This is a genomic window from Streptomyces sp. NPDC006283 (genome assembly GCF_040613325.1).
GTDB lineage: Bacteria > Actinomycetota > Actinomycetes > Streptomycetales > Streptomycetaceae > Streptomyces.
The window spans coordinates 1-16,926 of record NZ_JBEXRZ010000077.1 but is presented as its reverse complement, the minus strand read 5'-3'; the positions used below and the strand labels follow the sequence as shown (position 1 = coordinate 16,926).

The following is a 16,926-nucleotide window of genomic DNA, read 5'->3' as shown; positions in this document are numbered from 1 at the left end:
GACGACGACAGCCACGCCACCGAGGCGCCCCGATCCCGGCCGGTCGCGTCCCCGCGCCCCTGAACCCGCCGGTCGCGTCCCCGCGCCCGCCGCGTGAGGGGTCCCGGCCGCCCTACCCGTCATACCTGAGAGCTACTAAGAAGGAGCGCTCCTCAGCGGGACGCCGACGACCGGCGCCGCTTCGTAACTTCTGGTCCTGACACAGCGATCCGGACCGGAAGGAACCTCATGGCGTCCCGCCTTCGGCGCACCCTGCTCGCCGCGCTCGTCACCGCTGCCGTGGTCTTCCCGGTCTCGGCCGCCGCCAAGCCCTCCGCCGTACCGGCGCCGCCACCCGCCGCCCTCGGCCCGCTCGACGCGGACGAACTCCCCTTTCTGCAAACGCGTTTCGAAGCCAACCGGGTCAACATCCGGGAGGCCGCACGGGTGGCCGCCGAGCACGGTGACCGGCGGCGGGCTGCCTCGCTGGACGTCATGGCGGCGGGCGAGCGGCAGTTCCTGACGTTCGACGGCCGCGACGGCGGCCGTACCGCCGAGGTGTTCGGCGACCTGGCCCACGCCGACCGCATCGCCTTACTGGTCCCGGGCTCCGACACGAACCTCGACACCTACGAACGCTTCCGCGCCGGGGCCGTGGCGCTGCTCGACGCCACCAGGGCGGCGGGCGGAGGGCGCACGGCCGTGGTCGCCTGGCTCGGCTACGCCACGCCGGGGACCGTCAGCACCGATGTGCTCACCACCGGCCGCGCCGACGACGCCGCCGGGCAACTGCGGGCGTTCGCCAGGGAAATGAAGAACGCGCGGCCGCACGCCGGACTGTCGCTGCTCTGCCACTCCTACGGTTCCGTCGTGTGCGCCCGCGCCGCCCACGGACTCGACGCCGCCGACATCGCCCTCTACGGCAGCCCCGGGACGGGCGCGGCCCGTGCCGGCGAACTGCGCACCCGCGCGACTGTCTGGGCCGGCCGCGGAAGGGGCGACTGGATAGCGGACGTGCCACACGTCCGCCTCGAACTCCTCGGCACGGCCATCGGGTTCGGTACGGACCCGGTGTCCGACGGCTTCGGCGCCCGCGTCTTCGACGCCGGCGACGGAGGACACAGCGACTACCTCAGGCCCGGAACCGTCTCACTCGGCAACCTCGCGCTCATCGCCGCGGGCCGCACCGGCCAGGTGTCCGGTGCGTGAGCTGGTGCGCCGCGTCGGCGCCGCCACACCGCCCGGACGGGACCGGGCCCTCGACGCCCTGCGGGCGTTCGCCATCCTCGGCGTCGTCCTGGGGCACTGGCTGGTCACCGCCCTCGTCACCGACGGCGGCACGCTGCACGGGACGAGCCCCCTCGCCCACATGCCCCTGCTCGCCCCGGTCTCCTGGGTGTTCCAGACCCTGGCCGTCTTCTTCCTCGTCGGCGGCTACGTCGCCGCCCGCAGCCACACCGGTGCGCGGGCCCGCGGGACGACCCACGGCCGGTGGCTGGCCGCCCGTCTCGGCCGGCTCTTTGGGCCCGTGGCGGCCGTCCTCGTCCTGTGGACCGTCGCAGCGGGCGCGATGCTCGTCGGCGGGACGTCCCTGGAAACGCTGCACACCCTGCTGACGCTGGTCCTGTCACCGCTGTGGTTCCTGCTCGTCTTCGCCCTGCTCACCGCCGCGACGCCGCTGGTCGCCCGGCTCCACCCGCTGTGGCCGACGGCGGTGGTCCTGCATGTCGATCTGTTCCGTTTCGGGTTCGGCGCCCCCGACGCTCTGGGATGGGTCAACCTCGCCGCGGGGTGGCTCGTTCCGTACTGCCTCGGCGCCGCGTGGGCGCGCGGCGAACTGTGCGGCCGTGCGACGGGCTGGGCGCTGCTCGTCACCGGCGCCGGAGCGAGCGCCTGCCTCGTGCTGTGGGCCGGGTATCCCGCGTCCATGGTGGGCGTCCCCGGCGCGGCCGTCTCCAACCTCAACCCGCCGACGCTCGCGGCAGTTACCTTCGGCCTGGCCCAGTGCGGAGCCGCGCTGCTGCTGCTCCGGCCGCTGCGCAGGGCGATGGCGCGACCGGCGCTCTGGGCGGCCACCGCCCTGGTGAACCTGTCGGCGATGACGGTCTTCCTGTGGCACCAGACGGCGTTGATGGCCGTCACGGCCACCGGGCTGCTCGCCGGAACGGCGCTGCCCGGCCTGCACACCGTCCCCGACGGTCCGGTGTGGGTGGCCGCCCGGCTGGCCTGGCTGCCGGTGTTCGCCGTCGTGCTCGCGGTGTGCTGGGCGGCGTTCCGCACGTACGAGCACCGGCCCTCCCGCCGGGCAACAGGGATGCGCGACGTGCCACCGACAAGGAAGAGTGCCGCCCATGCTTGAGGTTTCCGGGGTGGGGATGCGTGCTGCGGTCGTCGAGGCGCTGCTGCGCGTCGGGCGCGCCCTCCGCGACGACCTGTGGACGGCGGCGCGCGATCCGCTGCCGCCGACGAGAGGTCCGCGCCTGCTGTGCCGGCTGCCGCACGTGCTGGTCTTCTGCATCGCGTGGGTCCTCACCGTCGCGCAGGCCGACCAGCTCATCCACAGTCACCACATGGGTCCGGAGGCGGGCATCCCGCTCGCGGTCGCCATGGGATGCTCCGTGCTGCTGGCCATGTTCCGGCCGGTGCCCGCCTGGTGGCTGTCGCTCGTGGTCGCCGTCGTCGGCGCGGAGTCCGCGAAGACGTACGAATCCGGCATGCTCTACCAGTTCGGCTCGAACGGCCCCTGGCCCTGGCCCTTCACCGGGATGCTCGCGCACGCGGTGGTCCTGTTCCTGGTCGCCCTGCGGGTGCGGGCACGGGTCTCGGCCGAGACGCTGCTGTTCAGCGTGGCGACGGGACTCGTCGTCGAGTGGGTGTCGGGCGACCACCCGCACACCTCGTCGGTGGTGCTCTCCTCCGTGCTCTTCGCCGTCGCCGTCGTGCTCGGCTCGGCTCTGCGGGGGAGGCGGGTGGCGCGCGGCCGGCTCGTCGAGCAGGAGGTGCTCACCGCGGAGGAGCGCACCCGCCGCACCGTCCTGGAGGAGCGCAGCCGGATCGCCCGTGAACTGCACGACGTCGTCGCCCACCACATGTCGGTGATCTCGATCCAGGCGCAGGTCGCTCCGCACCTGGTCGAGGCGCCGACCGAGGAGCTGAAGGAGAACCTCGCGGGCATCCGGCAGAACGCGCTGGACGCGCTGACCGAACTCCGCCGGGTGCTCGGCGTCCTGCGGTCCGAGAATCCGGAGGCGGCGGAGGCCGCGCCGCACGCGCCGCTGCCCACGCTCTCCCGCCTCGGCACCCTCATCGAGAACGCGCGAGCCGCCGGCCTGTCCGTCCGATACGACAGGACCGGCCGGCAGGAGCCGCTGACGCCGGGCGTCGAACTGTCGGCGTACCGGATCGTGCAGGAGGCGCTGAGCAACGCGATCCGCCACGCCCCTGGCGCGTCCGTACGGATAGAGCTCGCCCACAGCGGACCCGGGCTGCGCGTCCGGGTCACCAACACCGCGCCGCGCACAGCCGCGCCGCCGTCACCGGGCACCGGGCACGGGCTGCTCGGGATGCGTGAGCGAGCCGCCATGCTGGGGGGCGACCTCGCCACCGGCCCCACACCCGACGGCGGGTACGAAGTGACCGCCCTTCTCCCCACGGAGCAGCAGACATGACGATCCGGGTACTGATAGCCGACGACCAGATGATGGTCCGCCAGGGCTTCACCGTCCTGCTGAACGCGGAGCCCGACATCGAGGTCGTCGGCCAGGCCGTCGACGGGCTCGACGCCGTCGACCAGGTCGCCCGGACACTGCCCGACGTCGTCCTGATGGACATCCGGATGCCCGAACTCGGCGGCATCGAGGCCACCGGGCGCATCACCGCCGGCCTGCCCGACGTGAAGGTGCTGGTGCTGACCACCTTCGACCTCGACGAGTATGTCTACGAGGCGCTGCGCGCCGGGGCGTCCGGCTTCCTGCTGAAGGACGCGTCGGCGGACGAACTGGCGCACGCCGTCCGGGTCGTCGCCGGCGGGGACGCACTGCTCTCACCGAACATCACCAAGCGGCTGATCGCGGAGTTCTCCCGCACGACCGGCGCCCCGCGAGCGCCGCTCAAGGAGCGGATCGGTGCTCTGACGGAGCGGGAGACGGAAGTGCTCGCGCTGATCGCGCAGGGCCTGTCGAACGCGGAGATAGCGAGCACGCTGGTGGTCGCGGAGCAGACCGTGAAGACGCATGTGAGCAGGGTGCTGGTGAAGCTGGGGCTCAGGGACCGCACCCAGGCCGCCGTCTTCGCGTACGAGACGGGCCTCGTCCGCCCGGCCGGCTACTGAAACCCCGGCCCCACCAGGTAGTACTCAGGACGGATGCCGCAGGATCCGCATCGATGCTGACGACCGTCTCCCCCGCGCCCCGTACCTTCGACACGTGACCGAGAAGACCCGCAGCCCCGAATACGACCTGGCCCAAGGGGCGCTCAGCGGCCTCCGCCAGGACCTCTTCCACGACGCCTTCGCCTACCGGCCGCTGCCGCCGCTGCGCGCCGACGGGCCGGTGGTCCGCCGGCTGCCGGGCGAGCGCATACGCCGGGCGGCCGTGTGGCTGCCGCACGCCGTGGTCCTGTTCATCGCCTTCCTCACGGTGGTCATCGCGTACACGGACGACGAGGGCGGCCTGTCGATGCTGTTCGGCGGCTTCGTGCCGGCGGGTGCTGTCGTGATGACGCTGGTCAGGCCGGTCGGCGCCTGGTGGGTGTCGATCGTGAGCGCACCGTTCGTGGCCGCGATCGCCTCGTACGGCGACTGGCCCTGGGCACCTGCCGGGTTCCTCTCCCATCTCACCGTGGTGATCGTCGTCGCCCTGCGGACCCGGCCCCGTACGGCGGCGTGGATGTGGTTCATCACCGCCGCCTACGGGGTGCTCGCCGACACGGTGGTCCAGCGCGGCTACGGCTCCGTCGTGCCCGGGATGCTCTTCACCTCCGCGGTCGGCCTGCTGATCGTGAGCATGTTCCTGGTCCGCCGCGAAGCGAAGCAGGAAGTCGCCGCCCAGCAGACCGTCACCGCCACCGAGCGGGACAGGCGCACGCTGCTGGAGGAGCGCACCACCATCGCCCGCGAGCTGCACGACGTGGTCGCCCACCACATGTCGGTCGTCGCCATCCAGGCCGAGGCAGCCCCCTACCGCGTGGAGAACCCGCCGGAGGAGCTGGAGAAGGCGTTCGCCACGATCCGCGAGAACGCGGTCGCCGCGCTGACCGAGCTGCGCCGCATCCTCGGCGTCGTACGCGCGGAGGACTACGAGGCCCCCGACGCACCGCAGCCGGTCCTCGCCGACCTCGACAATCTGCTCTCCAACGTCCGCGAGGCCGGTCTGCAGACGGAGAAGACGATCACCGGCGCGGTCCGTGCGCTGCCCCAGGGCGTCGAGCTCTCGGCATACCGGATCATCCAGGAGGCGCTCAGCAACGCACTGCGCCATGCGCCGGGCTCCACCGCCAAGGTCGAGATCTCCTACGTGCTCGGCGGCCTCGGCCTGCGGATCGTCAACACCGCGCCACGAGGACTGGTCAAACCCTCGCCCGGCGCGGGTCACGGGATCACCGGCATGCGGGAACGTGTGACGATGCTGAACGGCGAGATGACCGCCGCCGCCACCGAGGAGGGCGGATACGAGGTCACCGCCTTCATCCCCGTCGCCATGACCGAGCCGGCCGCCGCCACCGAGGAGACCTCATGACGATCCGCGTCCTCATCGTCGACGACCAGATCATGGTCCGCGAGGGCTTCTCGGTCCTGCTGAACGCCATGCCGGACATCGAGGTCATCGGCGAGGCCGTCAACGGCCGCGAGGCCGTCACCAAGGTCGCGGAACTGGCGCCCGACGTCGTCCTGATGGACATCCGCATGCCCGAGCTGAACGGCATCGAGGCGACCCGCGAGATCGTCGCCGCGCACGCCGAGGCGAAGGTGCTGGTGCTGACCACCTTCGACCTCGACGAGTACGTGTACCAGGCGCTGCGCGCCGGGGCGTCCGGGTTCCTGCTGAAGGACGCCTCCGCCCGGCAGCTCGCCGACGGCGTGCGGGTGGTCGCGGCCGGCGAGGCGCTGCTCGCGCCGACGGTGACCCGCCGCCTGATCACGGAGTTCTCCAAGCTCTCCGAGAGCCCGCGGCCGGCAGCGATGACGCAGATCGGTGACCTGACCGAGCGCGAGACGGAGGTCCTGGTGCTGATCGCGCAGGGCCTGTCCAACGCGGAGATCGCCTCGCACCTGGTGGTCGCGGAGTCGACCATCAAGACGCATGTGAGCAGGGTGCTGGTGAAGCTCGGGCTCCGGGACCGGACCCAGGCGGCGGTGTTCGCGTACGAGGCGAGGCTGGTCACACCCGGATAGCGGAGCTACCGTCCCCGGCATGGACGTGCCTTTCGAACCCTGGTCCCCGGCGTTCGTCGCCGATCCGTATCCGGCTTTCGCGAAGCTGCGGGAGCGGGGGCGGGTGCACTGGTTCGAGCCGACGAGGCAGTGGCTGGTGCCGCACCACGCGGACGTGTCGGCGTTGCTGCGGGACCGGCGGCTGGGGCGGACGTATCTGCACCGCTTCAGCCACGAGGAGTTCGGGCGTACGCCCCCGCCGCCCGCGCACGAGCCGTTCCACACGCTCAACGACCACGGGCTGCTGGACCTCGAGGCGCCGGACCACACCCGTATCCGCCGGCTGGTCACGAAGGCGTTCACACCCCGGACCGTGCAGGCGCTGGAGCCGGTCGTGCGACGGATCGCGGCCGGACTGGTCGCCGACTTCAAGAAGGCCGGCGGCGGGGACCTGCTCGCCGAGGTCGCCGAGCCGCTGCCGGTCGAGGTGATCGCCGAGATGCTGGGCATCCCCCGGTCCGACCGTCATCTGCTGCGGCCGTGGTCGGCGGACATCTGCGGGATGTACGAGCTGAATCCGTCGCAGGACACGGCGGCGCGCGCGGTGAGGGCGTCCGTCGAATTCAGCGCCTACCTGCGCGGGTTGATCACGGTGCGACGGGCGGAGCCGGGGGAGGACCTGATCTCGGCGCTGATCTCCGCACACGACGAAGGGGACCGGCTCAGCGAGCAGGAGATGATCTCCACGTGCGTGCTGCTGCTGAACGCGGGCCACGAGGCGACGGTCAACACCACCGCCAACGGATGGTGGACCCTCTTCCGCCACCCCGAGCAGCTGGCCGCGCTGCGGGCGGACCACTCGCTGCTGTCCACAGCTGTGGAAGAGCTCATGCGGTACGACACCCCGCTCCAGCTCTTCGAGCGCTGGGTGCTCGACGACATCGAGATCGACGGGACCGTCGTGCCGCGCGGCTCCGAACTGGCCCTGCTCTTCGGCTCCGCGAACCGTGACGCCGCCCGCTTCCCCCACCCGGACACCCTCGACCTGACCCGCCCGGACAACCAGCACGTCATCTTCGGGGCGGGCATCCACTACTGCCTGGGCGCGCCGCTGGCCCGCATCGAACTGGCCGCTTCGTTCGGGGAACTGCTGCGGGAATGCCCGACGATGCGGCTCGCGGCCGAGCCGCGGTGGAAGCCGGGCTTCGTGATCCGGGGACTGGAGTCGCTGCTCGTCGAGCTGTGACGGGCTGCGTGGCGGAGTGGGGGCTGTCCCCCGACCCGACCCCACCCCGCACCTTCGTCCCAAGGTCCGCCTCCGGATCACCCCAGGCCGGCCGGGGCTCAGCAGAAGCCGTTGAGGCCCCACCACTCACCGTCGGTGCGTACACCACCCGCCAGGTGGCCGTTGCCCCGCCCCTGGTAGGTGACCAGCCAGCCGAGGTGGCCCGAGTAGCCGTCGATCGCGTACTTCTCGTTGGTCACGGTGGCGAGGTCGGGAATCCCGTCGCCGGAGAAGTCGCCGACCGCGATGAGGTTGGCCCTGGTGTTCCAGCCGCCGGTACCGACCAGGACTCGTCCGCCGAGCGTGCCGGTGGAGGTGCCCGGGTACAGGAACAGCTCGCCGGTGGACGCCTTGCGCGCGTAGAGGTCGGGGCGGCCGTCGCCGTTCATGTCACCCACGCCGACGAGGGCGTTCATGGAGTTCCAGCCCGAGCGGCCTATGAGCTTGCGCGAGCCGAGCTTGCCGGTGGAGGTGCCCGGGTACAGGAACAGCTCGCCCGTGCTCTTCTTGACCGCGATCAGGTCGGATCGTCCGTCACGCGTCAGGTCGCCGAAGGCGGTGATGGAGCGCATACCGTTCCAGCCCAAGCGGCCTATGAGCTTGCGCGAGCCGAGGGAGCCGGTGCCGGTGCCCGGGTACAGGAACAGCTCACCGGTGGACGCCTTGGCCGCGATGAGGTCCTCGCGGCCGTCACCGTTGAAGTCGCCGTGCCGGGTGAGGCCGTTCATGCCGTTCCAGCCCCCCGAGCCGATGAGCCGGCCGGTGCCGTCGCCCGGGGTGAACCACAGCCGCCCGGCCTTGTCGCGGGTGATCATGTCGGCCTTGCGGTCGCCGTTCATGTCGCCGAAGCCCAGAGCTTTGGGAGAGGTCTCGGCGACCCAGTGCGGGTAGGCGGGCCGGCCGCACTCGCGCTCGGTGAGGACCAACTTGATCGAACTGATCGTCGGGTTCGGGTCTCCGTTGTACTCACCGGCGTCGGCGGGCTCCGCGGGGAAGTAGCCGCCCCACGGCACGTAATCCTTTTCGTCGTATTCGCAGGCGATCGACTTTGTACGGTTGACGTGCGAGCGGATCTTGTTGTTCCAGCTGCCCAGGTCCGCGACACTCTTGTTCGTCTTGTACATCGAGCCGGTGGCGCTCTCGCCTGTCCAGCCGCACCAGTAGCCCGCCGGGCAGTCGTACGCACTCGCGGCGGCCGGAGCGGCGTTCACGGTGGTCAGGCCGGTGCCCGCAAGCACGAGGCCGGCGAGTGTCGCCACGCCTCTCGTGAACCGCTGCATCATGGTGGTGGTCCCCTCCCCTTGTGATGTGCGTCGGAACCTCAGCGGGCGGAGTACGGGGCGGCGCTGCGGGCCCCGCCTCGCCATAGTCCTCGGCCGGGATCAACCTGTTGCCCTGCGAGCCGGTTCGTACCGGAGTACCGCACGGTTGCCACCGCCCAATTCGTCCAACTCGGCTTTCAGTTGACGGCACTCCGGGCCGGCGAACCGTACGAGGGTCCCTTGTGTGTCAGGGCGAGGGGGCACACGGGCTGTGTGCTGAATCGTCCACGAGGCGAGCGCTCTCAGACTTTGATGACCTCAATGGCGGACTCGCAGAGGAGACTCAGGTCCTCGGGGTCCGAGGTGAGGACGGTGACCGGTCCTGGTGCGGTGCGCGCAACAACGGCGAGGACGGCGTCGATCGCGTACTTGTGCCCATGGAGGCGGTGGCTGCGCAGCAGAACGGCAGCATGGTCCGTGATGTCCTTGGTGACGTCTCGGACGTCGATCCGTGAAAGGACCCACCGAATTCGGGCCGGGTGGATGCGCTCGTAGTCCGCTTCGAGCGTAGTCATGGCGGTCGTGGCGACTCGCATTCCTTCCTCCGAGGCACCCTGGACGAGGGCTACGACCGCACGGTCCTTCAGATAGAGCTTCGACAGCCCCTCACTGTCCAGGAGCAGCGTGCCGGGCATCAGGCCGCGGCTCCACCCGAGTTGTGCCGGTCATGGCGGAGCAGGGCACGGGCCGCCTCAACCTCGTCACGGGAAAGCGGGTCGTTGTCGGACTCGAAGTCGGCGACGATCTCACGGAGCCTGTCCATGGCCACGCGCTGCTCCAGAGCTTCGGCCACGTAAGCGGAGAAGCCGCCACGGCCGACATGGATACGCACGGTCTCCGCGAGGTCCTCGGGGAGACTGATCGAGTACTTTTTACTACCACTCATGATTCCAATACTACCAGTGGTAGCAATCGCCCTGATGTTGAGCCCCTCCGGGATCAGCGGCACGCAAGGCCTGCGGTCCCGCACTCCGAAGCGACGGCGCGGAGTGCGGGGCAGGCGAAGCTCGCAGCAGGTCAGTGACGACGTGTCGTGAGAATGCTCTTCCGGCAGTCGGGGCGCTGCTTCGGTGGCGTGATCAGGGTGGCGGTCTCGTCGTCGAGCGGGTAGCAGAGCTGCGCGTGCAGGATCTCCGCCTCAGCGGGGGGCAGCCTCAGGGCTGCGTCAGAGTCGAAGACACCCTCGCGGTGCAGCCAGAGGCCGACGGCGATGGTTCCGTCCTCCTCGCGCCGTACGGGCTTGCTGGGCACCCGGGTGACGCGACCTGCGGTGCGCTCATCAGGCCACCACTACCGCCGCGCACGCGGCACGCATGCCGACCGGACGGCAACGGGCCGACCACGACCCGACGCCGCCGTGCCTCACTGCGGCGGCTGACCGCCGTAGGGCTGGTGGCCGTACGGAGGCTGGGCCGGGGGCTGCTGAACGTACGGAGGCTGGGCCGGGGGCTGCTGGGCGTACGGCTGGGGCTGCTGGGGCTGCTGGGCGTACGGCTGGGGCTGCGGCGCCGGGTACGGAGGCTGCGGCCCGCCGTAGGGCTGCTGGGCGTACCCGTGCTGCCGGCCGGGCCCGTACTGCTGCGGCTCGTGCCACTGTGCGGGCGGCAGGCTGCCGGGCGGGAGGAAGGAGACCTGGCCGGGGGAGGACTCGTGACGTACGAAACCCGCGGCCTCGAGGTGTGCGGCGGCCCTCTTGTGTCGCGCGAAGTTGATCCAGACGCCGAGGCCGGCGAGCGCAGCCAGGAAGCACACGTAGCCGAGAGCCAGGCCAGGACTGTCGCCCAGGGAGCCGAGCAGGCGCAGGCTCGCCAGCAGGAGCGCGATCCCGATGATCGGCAGTCGCTTCAGCAGCGCGGCCTTGCTGCTCAGGTCGAACAGAACCCGCTTCTTGTTGAGTTCCAGCACCTGCTGCGGGATCTCGGGGATCCGGGGTGCGTACGGCCAGTACTGCGCGGCACGGGCCTGCGCCTGCGGGCTCGGGTCGGGGGTGAAGACCAGCTTGATGGAGAAGATCTCCTGCCGGACCCCGGCGTACCGATAGCCGAAAAGCTCGGCGACGCACACCAGCGTCGCGAGCCGCTTCGTCATCGACATCTTGGTGGTGAACTCGAACGGCATGCCCCGGCGCATGCTGTCGAGCAACTGGGTCGTCTGGCGATCCGCCATGTGTATTCGCCCCTGAACCGGCCTCGGTACTGCTCCCGCCTCGGCGCCGGCGTGAACATTCGGAACACGCAGCCTAGCCAGCCGTGTACATGGCAGGGAGAGGCCCCCTGCCGCCTCGTACGCCGGCGAACCTCGGCTGTCACCGTTGGGGGCACTGCGGGCCTGGCCCGCCGCCGTCAGCCGGATGTCGCACAGGCTGAGGCCCCCGGGCGGGAACCGACGCGAAGGCCCGGACGCCGACCGGCGTCCGGGCCTCGCACCATGTCCGTCCTGCCCGGCAGGCCTACAGGAACGAGTTGATCTCGATCGTCTCGGTCCGGCCCGGGCCGACGCCGATCGCCGAGATCGGGGCGCCCGACATCTCCTCCAGCGCCTTCACGTACGCCTGCGCGTTCTTCGGCAGGTCGGCGAAGGTCTTCGCCTTGGTGATGTCCTCCGACCAGCCCGGCAGCATCTCGTACACCGGCTTCGCGTGGTGGAAGTCGGTCTGGCTGTACGGGAGCTCCTCGACGCGCTTGCCGTCGATCTCGTACGCGACGCAGACCGGGATCTGCTCCCAGCCGGTCAGCACGTCCAGCTTGGTGAGGAAGAAGTCGGTCAGGCCGTTGACCCGGGTCGCGTAACGCGCGATGACGGCGTCGAACCAGCCGCAGCGGCGGTCGCGGCCGGTGGTCACACCACGCTCGCCGCCGATGCGGCGCAGCGCCTCGCCGTCCTCGTCGAAGAGCTCCGTCGGGAACGGTCCGGCGCCGACGCGGGTCGTGTACGCCTTGAGGATGCCGATGACCCGGCTGATCTTCGTCGGACCCACACCGGCGCCGGTGCAGGCGCCGCCGGCGGTCGGGTTGGAGGAGGTGACGAAGGGGTACGTGCCGTGGTCTACGTCCAGGAGCGTGCCCTGGCCGCCCTCGAAGAGGACGACCTTGCCCTCGTCGATGGCGTTGTTCAGGATCAGCGTCGTGTCGGCGACGTAGGGCTTGATCTGCTCCGCGTACTGGAGCATCTCCTCGACGATCTTCTCCGTCTCGATGGCGCGACGGTTGAAGACCTTGGTGAGGAGCTGGTTCTTGGTGTCGAGGGCCGCCTCGACCTTCTGCATCAGGATCGACTCGTCGTAGAGGTCCTGGACGCGGATGCCGACGCGGTTGATCTTGTCGGCGTACGTCGGTCCGATGCCGCGGCCGGTGGTCCCGATCTTGCGCTTGCCGAGGAACCGTTCCGTCACCTTGTCGACGGTGACGTTGTACGGGGTGATCAAATGGGCGTTACCGCTGATCAGAAGCTTCGACGTGTCGACGCCGCGGTCGTTCAGCCCGCTCAGCTCGGAGAGCAGAACCGCCGGGTCCACGACGACGCCGTTGCCGATGACCGGAGTACATCCGGGCGAGAGGATTCCGGAAGGGAGGAGATGCAGCGCATACTTCTGGTCGCCGACGACAACCGTGTGGCCGGCGTTGTTGCCACCCTGATAGCGCACCACATAGTCCACGGATCCACCGAGCAGGTCGGTGGCCTTTCCCTTGCCTTCGTCACCCCACTGAGCACCGAGCAGCACAAGTGCGGGCACAGGCGTACACCCCTTCCGGGCGGGGCAAGACCAAGGTCAGGGGGCCGGAGCCGTGCCTGAGTCCTGGGACAGGTTGCCCCGGAATAGACGAAGCCCCTGGCGCAATAGCGCAAGGGGCTCTTGCACAAAGATGCTACCCGAGGAAGGACCGAGGTGTCGGATCACGACCAGCTGCTGGTGGTCATCGACCCGGTCGCCCGCCGAATGGACGGCGAGTCCGTGCGCATCGCGAAAGATGTGCTGTGTGGCGGGTCCGAAGCGAAAATCTGTCTTCCCCAGGGGCCGGAAGAATTTGCCCGGGCGCTCGCCCGGCGCGGTTCGCGCCGGCCGGTCGTGGTGGGTGACGACCGGGCGCTGCTGCGGGCCGTGTCCCTGCTGCACCGCGACCGCTGGCTCGGCGACGGGGTGCTCGCGCTGGTCCCCGTAGGCGCCTCGGTACGGCTCGCGCAGTCGCTCGGTGTCCCCGTCGGGGCGGTCGCGGCGGCCCGGGCCGTGCTGGAAGGCACCCCTCGGCGGCTGGATCTGCTGGTGGACGAGAGCGACGGCGTGGTGCTCGGGGACCTGGCGATCCCGGCGGCGCGCCCGACGGCCGGTGCCGACGGGGCGACGGTGTGGAGCGCCGCCCGTTCCCTCGTACGCACCCTGGTGCGCCCCGCCCCCGGGGTCCCGCAGATCCGCACGCACCGGCTGCGCGTAGAGGCGGACGGAGTTCTGCTGGCCGACCTCGACCGGCCGGTCGAGGACGTCACGGTACGGGCCGGGCTCGGCGGCCGTGCGGAGGTCGTCGTGCGTCACGGGGCGGAAGCGCAGCCCCTGCGGGCGAGCGCGCTGTCCGTGACGGTGTCCGGCCCGGACTTCCGCTACCGGGCCGACGCGCATGTCACCGGCCCGGTCCGCACCCGGACGTGGACGGTGCGGGCGGGGGCGTGGGGGCTGACGCTGCCGACAGCGGTCGCGCAGGCGGGGGCCTGAGCGCCCGGCCGGTGTGCTCCCCGGCCGGCGCCTCAGCCGGAGGAGGCGGATCCCGCGGCGGCCTTGCGTGCGCGCCAGCGTTCCAGCATGCCCAGCAGCTCCTCCTGTACGAACTCGAAGAACTCCGCCGTCTCGGCAGCCCGCGCGCCCGCGGCGGTGTCGGGCCCCAGCATGTCCGCCCCTTCGCGCAGCACCTTCTCCCAGCGGGTGAGGACCTTGTCGCGGTTGGCGAAGGTCTCGTACCAGAGCTCGTTGTGCAGGACGTAGCGATCGCGGCGTGAGCCCGGCTCGCGCTCACGGCTGACCATGTCGACCTGGGACAGGTAGCGCACCGCGCCGGAGACCGCGGCGGGGCTGATTTGGAGCTGTTCGGCCAGCTCCGCCGATGTCATCGAAGCCGTCTCCGACGCCAGGAGCGCCGCGAAGACCCGGGCCGCCATGCGCTGCATGCCCGCCTCGGTCAGTTCGGACGCGAAGCGTTCCACGAAGCGGGACACCGCCTCTTCGTTGCTCATACGGTCATCGTCTCCCTCGTCGAACCCGGCGCCACGAGTTTATACGCTTCCTTAACTTCACAAGTTTGTAAAATGAGCGTACGTTCAGAATCATGACGAAGGCAATCACCGTCTCCGGACTGCACAAGTCCTTCGGGCGGACGCACGCACTGGACGGCCTCGACCTCACGGTCGAGACCGGTGAGGTCCACGGCTTCCTCGGACCGAACGGCGCCGGCAAGTCGACCACCATCCGGGTCCTCCTCGGCCTGCTGCGCGCCGATTCCGGCGCGGCCCAGCTGCTCGGCAAGGACCCCTGGCGCGACGCCGTGGCACTCCACCGCCGCATCGCGTACGTGCCGGGCGACGTCACGCTGTGGCGCAACCTGTCCGGCGGCGAGGTCATCGACCTCTACGGGCGGCTCCGCGGCGGCCTCGACCAAAGGCGGCGCGCGGACCTCGTCGAGCGGTTCGAGCTCGACCCCACCAAGAAGGGGCGCACGTACTCCAAGGGCAACCGCCAGAAGGTCGCCCTCGTCGCCGCCTTCGCCTCGGACGTGGACCTGCTGATCCTCGACGAGCCGACCAGCGGCCTCGACCCGTTGATGGAGGAGGTCTTCCAGCGGTGCGTGGCCGAGGAGCGGGACCGCGGACGGACCGTCCTGCTGTCCTCGCACATCCTCAGCGAGGTCGAGTCCCTCTGCGACCGGGTCAGCATCATCCGCAAGGGACAGACGGTCGAGACCGGATCCCTCGCCGAACTGCGGCATCTGACGCGCACCAGCGTGATCGCCGAACTCGCCGGTCCCCCCGACGGACTGGCGAAGCTCGCCGGGGTGCACGACCTCGACGTCCGGGGCGGGCGCGTCAAGCTCCAGGTCGACACCGACAAGCTCGACGCCGTGCTGCGCTCGCTCACCGAGTCCGGAGTGCGGTCGCTGACCAGCACACCGCCCACCCTCGAGGAGCTGTTCATGCGCCACTACGCACCACAAGAGGCGATGCCGCGATGACCGCCGTCGCCTCCCTGCCGGTGGGGCGGGCCACCGGACAACGGCAACTCGCCGGCACCGGAGCCCTGTTCCGGCTCGCCCTGCGCCGCGACCGCGTCATGCTGCCCGTCTGGGCCCTGGTCGTCGGCGGAATGGTCGCGAGCGGCGTCGGCACGATCGAGAGCCTGTACGGCACCGCCGCCCAGCGGGCGGACGTCGCCGCGTCGATGTCCGCCAACAGCTCGATGCGCTCCCTCGTCGGGCCGGTGTTCGGCGATTCGGTCGGCGGCCTCGTCGCCTGGCGCTTCGGCACCTTCGCCGCGGCACTCGCGGCCGTGATGAGCCTGATCATCGTCGTACGGCACACCCGCGAGGAAGAGGAGACCGGCCGTCAGGAGATGCTCTCCTCCGCCATGGTGGGGCGCGGGGCGCCGCTGACCGCGGCACTGCTCACCGCCGTCGTGGCCAACAGCGTCGTCGCCCTGATCATCACGGCCGGGCTCGCCGGCCAGGGCGCCGGCGGGGCTCTCGCGCTCGGACTCGCCGTCGGCGGCACGGGTATGGTCTTCGCCACGACGGCCGCAGGCGTCGCCCAGGTCACCGAGAGCGCCCGGCTCGCGAAGGGCATGACAGCGGCGGTTCTCGGGTTCGCCTTCACCCTGCGGGCGGCGGGCGACGCGGGCACCGACGACGGCTCGTCCGTCCTCACCTGGCTCTCGCCGATCGGATGGGCGGAGAACGTGCGTGCCTTCGCGGGCGAACGCTGGTGGGTGCTGCTCCTGATCGCCGCGGCGGTGACCGTCCAGGCGCTGATCGCCTACGAACTGACCGGGCGGCGCGACGTCGGCATGAGCTTCCTGCCCGCACGGCCCGGCCCCGCGCGGGGCAGGCTGGCGAGCGCGGGCGGCCTCGCCCTGCGGCTCCAGCGCGGCACGGTGGCCGGATGGACCCTGGGCTTCCTGCTCGCGGGAGTCGTGTTCGGCGGCATGGTCGAGGGTGCCGCCGATCTCGTCGGCGACAACGAACAGGCCAGAGCGATCTTCGAGCGGATGGGCGGCCGGTCGGGCCTCACCGATGCCTTCCTCGCCACGATGGTCGGCATGTTCGGGATGATCGCCGCGCTGTACGTGGTGGCGTCGGTGCTCCGGCTGCACGGCGAGGAGACCTCGCAGCGAGCGGAGCCGGTGCTCGCGGGGGCCGTCGGGCGGCTGCGGTGGGCGGCCGGTCACCTGCTGCTCGCCTTCGGAGGCGCCGCCCTGATCATGACCGCCGCGGGCCTCGGCCTGTGGGCCGGCCACGGCAAGGACCTGGGCCCGATCCTGGGCGCCTGCCTGGTGCAGTTGCCCGCGGTGTGGACGCTGGGCGGGCTCGCGGTCCTGCTGCACGGGGCGCTGCCCAAGGCCGCGGTGGCGGCGTGGGGCGCGGCAGGACTGTCGCTGGCGCTCGGGTGGATCGGCCCCGCGCTCGACCTTCCGCAGTCGGCGTTGAATCTGTCGCCCTTCGGCCACCTGCCGAAGGTGCCCGGCGCGGAGATGACATGGTCGCCGGTGCTGGTGCTGCTGGGATTGTCGGTGGCGCTGGTGGCCGCGGGCCTGGCGTGGCTGCGGCGGCGGGACATCATCACGTGACCGGGTCCGCTCGACGGCCGCTCGACGAGCGGTGCCGGGCGGAGGGCCCGACCGGCCATCTCCGCTGGACAGGGGGGACGACCTGAATACGCCCCTCATTTCGACGCGGATCCGGCGCCCGTGCGCAGAAGGAACACACACATGCCCCACG

General features: G+C 71.0%; 17 protein-coding genes. 10 read left to right on the top strand and 7 right to left on the bottom strand.

Features of this window, described 5'->3' with window-relative positions; translation table 11 throughout:
• Nucleotides 1–228: 228 nt before the first annotated feature.
• The 7 genes from ABZ070_RS17925 (at nucleotide 229) to ABZ070_RS17895 (ending at nucleotide 7,595) form a co-directional block, all read left to right on the top strand.
• A complete protein-coding gene (locus ABZ070_RS17925) occupies nucleotides 229–1,188 on the top strand; it encodes an alpha/beta hydrolase (protein WP_356634832.1) in 960 nt (319 codons plus the stop codon).
• On the top strand, nucleotides 1,181–2,338 hold the full coding sequence (locus ABZ070_RS17920; RefSeq protein WP_356634830.1) for an acyltransferase: 1,158 nt from the start codon (nucleotides 1,181–1,183) through the stop codon (nucleotides 2,336–2,338). Before ABZ070_RS17925 ends, ABZ070_RS17920 begins: the two co-directional genes overlap by 8 nt.
• A complete protein-coding gene (locus tag ABZ070_RS17915) occupies nucleotides 2,331–3,647 on the top strand; it encodes a sensor histidine kinase (protein ID WP_356634828.1) in 1,317 nt (438 codons plus the stop codon). The genes ABZ070_RS17920 and ABZ070_RS17915 overlap by 8 nt, the downstream gene beginning before the upstream one ends.
• On the top strand, nucleotides 3,644–4,309 hold the full coding sequence (locus ABZ070_RS17910) for a response regulator transcription factor (RefSeq protein ID WP_356634826.1): 666 nt from the start codon (nucleotides 3,644–3,646) through the stop codon (nucleotides 4,307–4,309). The genes ABZ070_RS17915 and ABZ070_RS17910 overlap by 4 nt, the downstream gene beginning before the upstream one ends.
• A 94-nt stretch (nucleotides 4,310–4,403) precedes the next feature.
• Nucleotides 4,404–5,714 (top strand): histidine kinase, encoded by a 1,311-nt coding sequence (locus tag ABZ070_RS17905; RefSeq protein ID WP_356634824.1) that lies wholly within the window; start codon nucleotides 4,404–4,406, stop codon nucleotides 5,712–5,714.
• Nucleotides 5,711–6,370, top strand: a complete 660-nt coding sequence (locus tag ABZ070_RS17900) for a response regulator transcription factor (RefSeq protein ID WP_356634822.1) — start codon at nucleotides 5,711–5,713, stop codon at nucleotides 6,368–6,370. The genes ABZ070_RS17905 and ABZ070_RS17900 overlap by 4 nt, the downstream gene beginning before the upstream one ends.
• A gap of 19 nt (nucleotides 6,371–6,389) precedes the next feature.
• Nucleotides 6,390–7,595: a cytochrome P450 gene (locus ABZ070_RS17895; RefSeq protein WP_356634820.1), complete on the top strand. Its 1,206-nt coding sequence runs from the start codon at nucleotides 6,390–6,392 to the stop codon at nucleotides 7,593–7,595.
• A 98-nt stretch (nucleotides 7,596–7,693) separates the two neighbouring features.
• Here the strand turns inward: ABZ070_RS17895 and ABZ070_RS17890 are convergent, their stop codons facing one another.
• The 6 genes from ABZ070_RS17890 to ABZ070_RS17865 all read right to left on the bottom strand — a co-directional run bounded on the left by ABZ070_RS17890 (nucleotide 7,694) and on the right by ABZ070_RS17865 (nucleotide 12,689).
• Nucleotides 7,694–8,917 (bottom strand): FG-GAP-like repeat-containing protein, encoded by a 1,224-nt coding sequence (locus ABZ070_RS17890; protein ID WP_356634818.1) that lies wholly within the window; start codon nucleotides 8,915–8,917, stop codon nucleotides 7,694–7,696.
• 281 nt (nucleotides 8,918–9,198) lie between these two features.
• Nucleotides 9,199–9,591, bottom strand: a complete 393-nt coding sequence (locus ABZ070_RS17885) for a DNA-binding protein (protein WP_356634816.1) — start codon at nucleotides 9,589–9,591, stop codon at nucleotides 9,199–9,201.
• A complete protein-coding gene (locus ABZ070_RS17880) occupies nucleotides 9,591–9,842 on the bottom strand; it encodes a hypothetical protein (RefSeq protein WP_356634814.1) in 252 nt (83 codons plus the stop codon). The genes ABZ070_RS17885 and ABZ070_RS17880 overlap by 1 nt, the downstream gene beginning before the upstream one ends.
• A 131-nt stretch (nucleotides 9,843–9,973) precedes the next feature.
• Nucleotides 9,974–10,207 (bottom strand): hypothetical protein, encoded by a 234-nt coding sequence (locus ABZ070_RS17875; RefSeq protein WP_356634812.1) that lies wholly within the window; start codon nucleotides 10,205–10,207, stop codon nucleotides 9,974–9,976.
• 111 nt (nucleotides 10,208–10,318) lie between these two features.
• Nucleotides 10,319–11,122, bottom strand: a complete 804-nt coding sequence (locus ABZ070_RS17870) for a hypothetical protein (RefSeq protein ID WP_356634810.1) — start codon at nucleotides 11,120–11,122, stop codon at nucleotides 10,319–10,321.
• Between the two features lie 283 nt (nucleotides 11,123–11,405).
• On the bottom strand, nucleotides 11,406–12,689 hold the full coding sequence (locus ABZ070_RS17865; RefSeq protein ID WP_356634808.1) for an adenylosuccinate synthase: 1,284 nt from the start codon (nucleotides 12,687–12,689) through the stop codon (nucleotides 11,406–11,408).
• 153 nt (nucleotides 12,690–12,842) lie between these two features.
• On the opposite strand from ABZ070_RS17865, the gene ABZ070_RS17860 reads away from it, so the two are divergent.
• Nucleotides 12,843–13,661: a diacylglycerol kinase gene (locus tag ABZ070_RS17860; RefSeq protein ID WP_356634807.1), complete on the top strand. Its 819-nt coding sequence runs from the start codon at nucleotides 12,843–12,845 to the stop codon at nucleotides 13,659–13,661.
• A 32-nt stretch (nucleotides 13,662–13,693) separates the two neighbouring features.
• On the opposite strand, the gene ABZ070_RS17855 is transcribed toward ABZ070_RS17860, so the two are convergent.
• Nucleotides 13,694–14,176: a MarR family transcriptional regulator gene (locus ABZ070_RS17855; protein ID WP_356634805.1), complete on the bottom strand. Its 483-nt coding sequence runs from the start codon at nucleotides 14,174–14,176 to the stop codon at nucleotides 13,694–13,696.
• Nucleotides 14,177–14,268: 92 nt separating this feature from the next.
• On the opposite strand from ABZ070_RS17855, the gene ABZ070_RS17850 reads away from it, so the two are divergent.
• On the top strand, nucleotides 14,269–15,168 hold the full coding sequence (locus ABZ070_RS17850; protein ID WP_356634803.1) for an ABC transporter ATP-binding protein: 900 nt from the start codon (nucleotides 14,269–14,271) through the stop codon (nucleotides 15,166–15,168).
• Nucleotides 15,165–16,775 (top strand): ABC transporter permease, encoded by a 1,611-nt coding sequence (locus ABZ070_RS17845; protein WP_356634801.1) that lies wholly within the window; start codon nucleotides 15,165–15,167, stop codon nucleotides 16,773–16,775. The genes ABZ070_RS17850 and ABZ070_RS17845 overlap by 4 nt, the downstream gene beginning before the upstream one ends.
• Nucleotides 16,776–16,926 lie beyond the last annotated feature (151 nt).

Coding starts and splice junctions, on each gene's coding strand:
- ABZ070_RS17845 (WP_356634801.1), top strand. CDS start 15,165: ATGACCGCCGTCGCCTCCCTGCCGGTGGGGCGGGCCACCGGACAACGG.
- ABZ070_RS17915 (WP_356634828.1), top strand. CDS start 2,331: ATGCTTGAGGTTTCCGGGGTGGGGATGCGTGCTGCGGTCGTCGAGGCG.
- ABZ070_RS17925 (WP_356634832.1), top strand. CDS start 229: ATGGCGTCCCGCCTTCGGCGCACCCTGCTCGCCGCGCTCGTCACCGCT.
- ABZ070_RS17890 (WP_356634818.1), bottom strand. CDS start 8,917: ATGATGCAGCGGTTCACGAGAGGCGTGGCGACACTCGCCGGCCTCGTG.
- ABZ070_RS17895 (WP_356634820.1), top strand. CDS start 6,390: ATGGACGTGCCTTTCGAACCCTGGTCCCCGGCGTTCGTCGCCGATCCG.
- ABZ070_RS17855 (WP_356634805.1), bottom strand. CDS start 14,176: ATGAGCAACGAAGAGGCGGTGTCCCGCTTCGTGGAACGCTTCGCGTCC.
- ABZ070_RS17900 (WP_356634822.1), top strand. CDS start 5,711: ATGACGATCCGCGTCCTCATCGTCGACGACCAGATCATGGTCCGCGAG.
- ABZ070_RS17910 (WP_356634826.1), top strand. CDS start 3,644: ATGACGATCCGGGTACTGATAGCCGACGACCAGATGATGGTCCGCCAG.
- ABZ070_RS17850 (WP_356634803.1), top strand. CDS start 14,269: ATGACGAAGGCAATCACCGTCTCCGGACTGCACAAGTCCTTCGGGCGG.
- ABZ070_RS17870 (WP_356634810.1), bottom strand. CDS start 11,122: ATGGCGGATCGCCAGACGACCCAGTTGCTCGACAGCATGCGCCGGGGC.
- ABZ070_RS17880 (WP_356634814.1), bottom strand. CDS start 9,842: ATGAGTGGTAGTAAAAAGTACTCGATCAGTCTCCCCGAGGACCTCGCG.
- ABZ070_RS17885 (WP_356634816.1), bottom strand. CDS start 9,591: ATGCCCGGCACGCTGCTCCTGGACAGTGAGGGGCTGTCGAAGCTCTAT.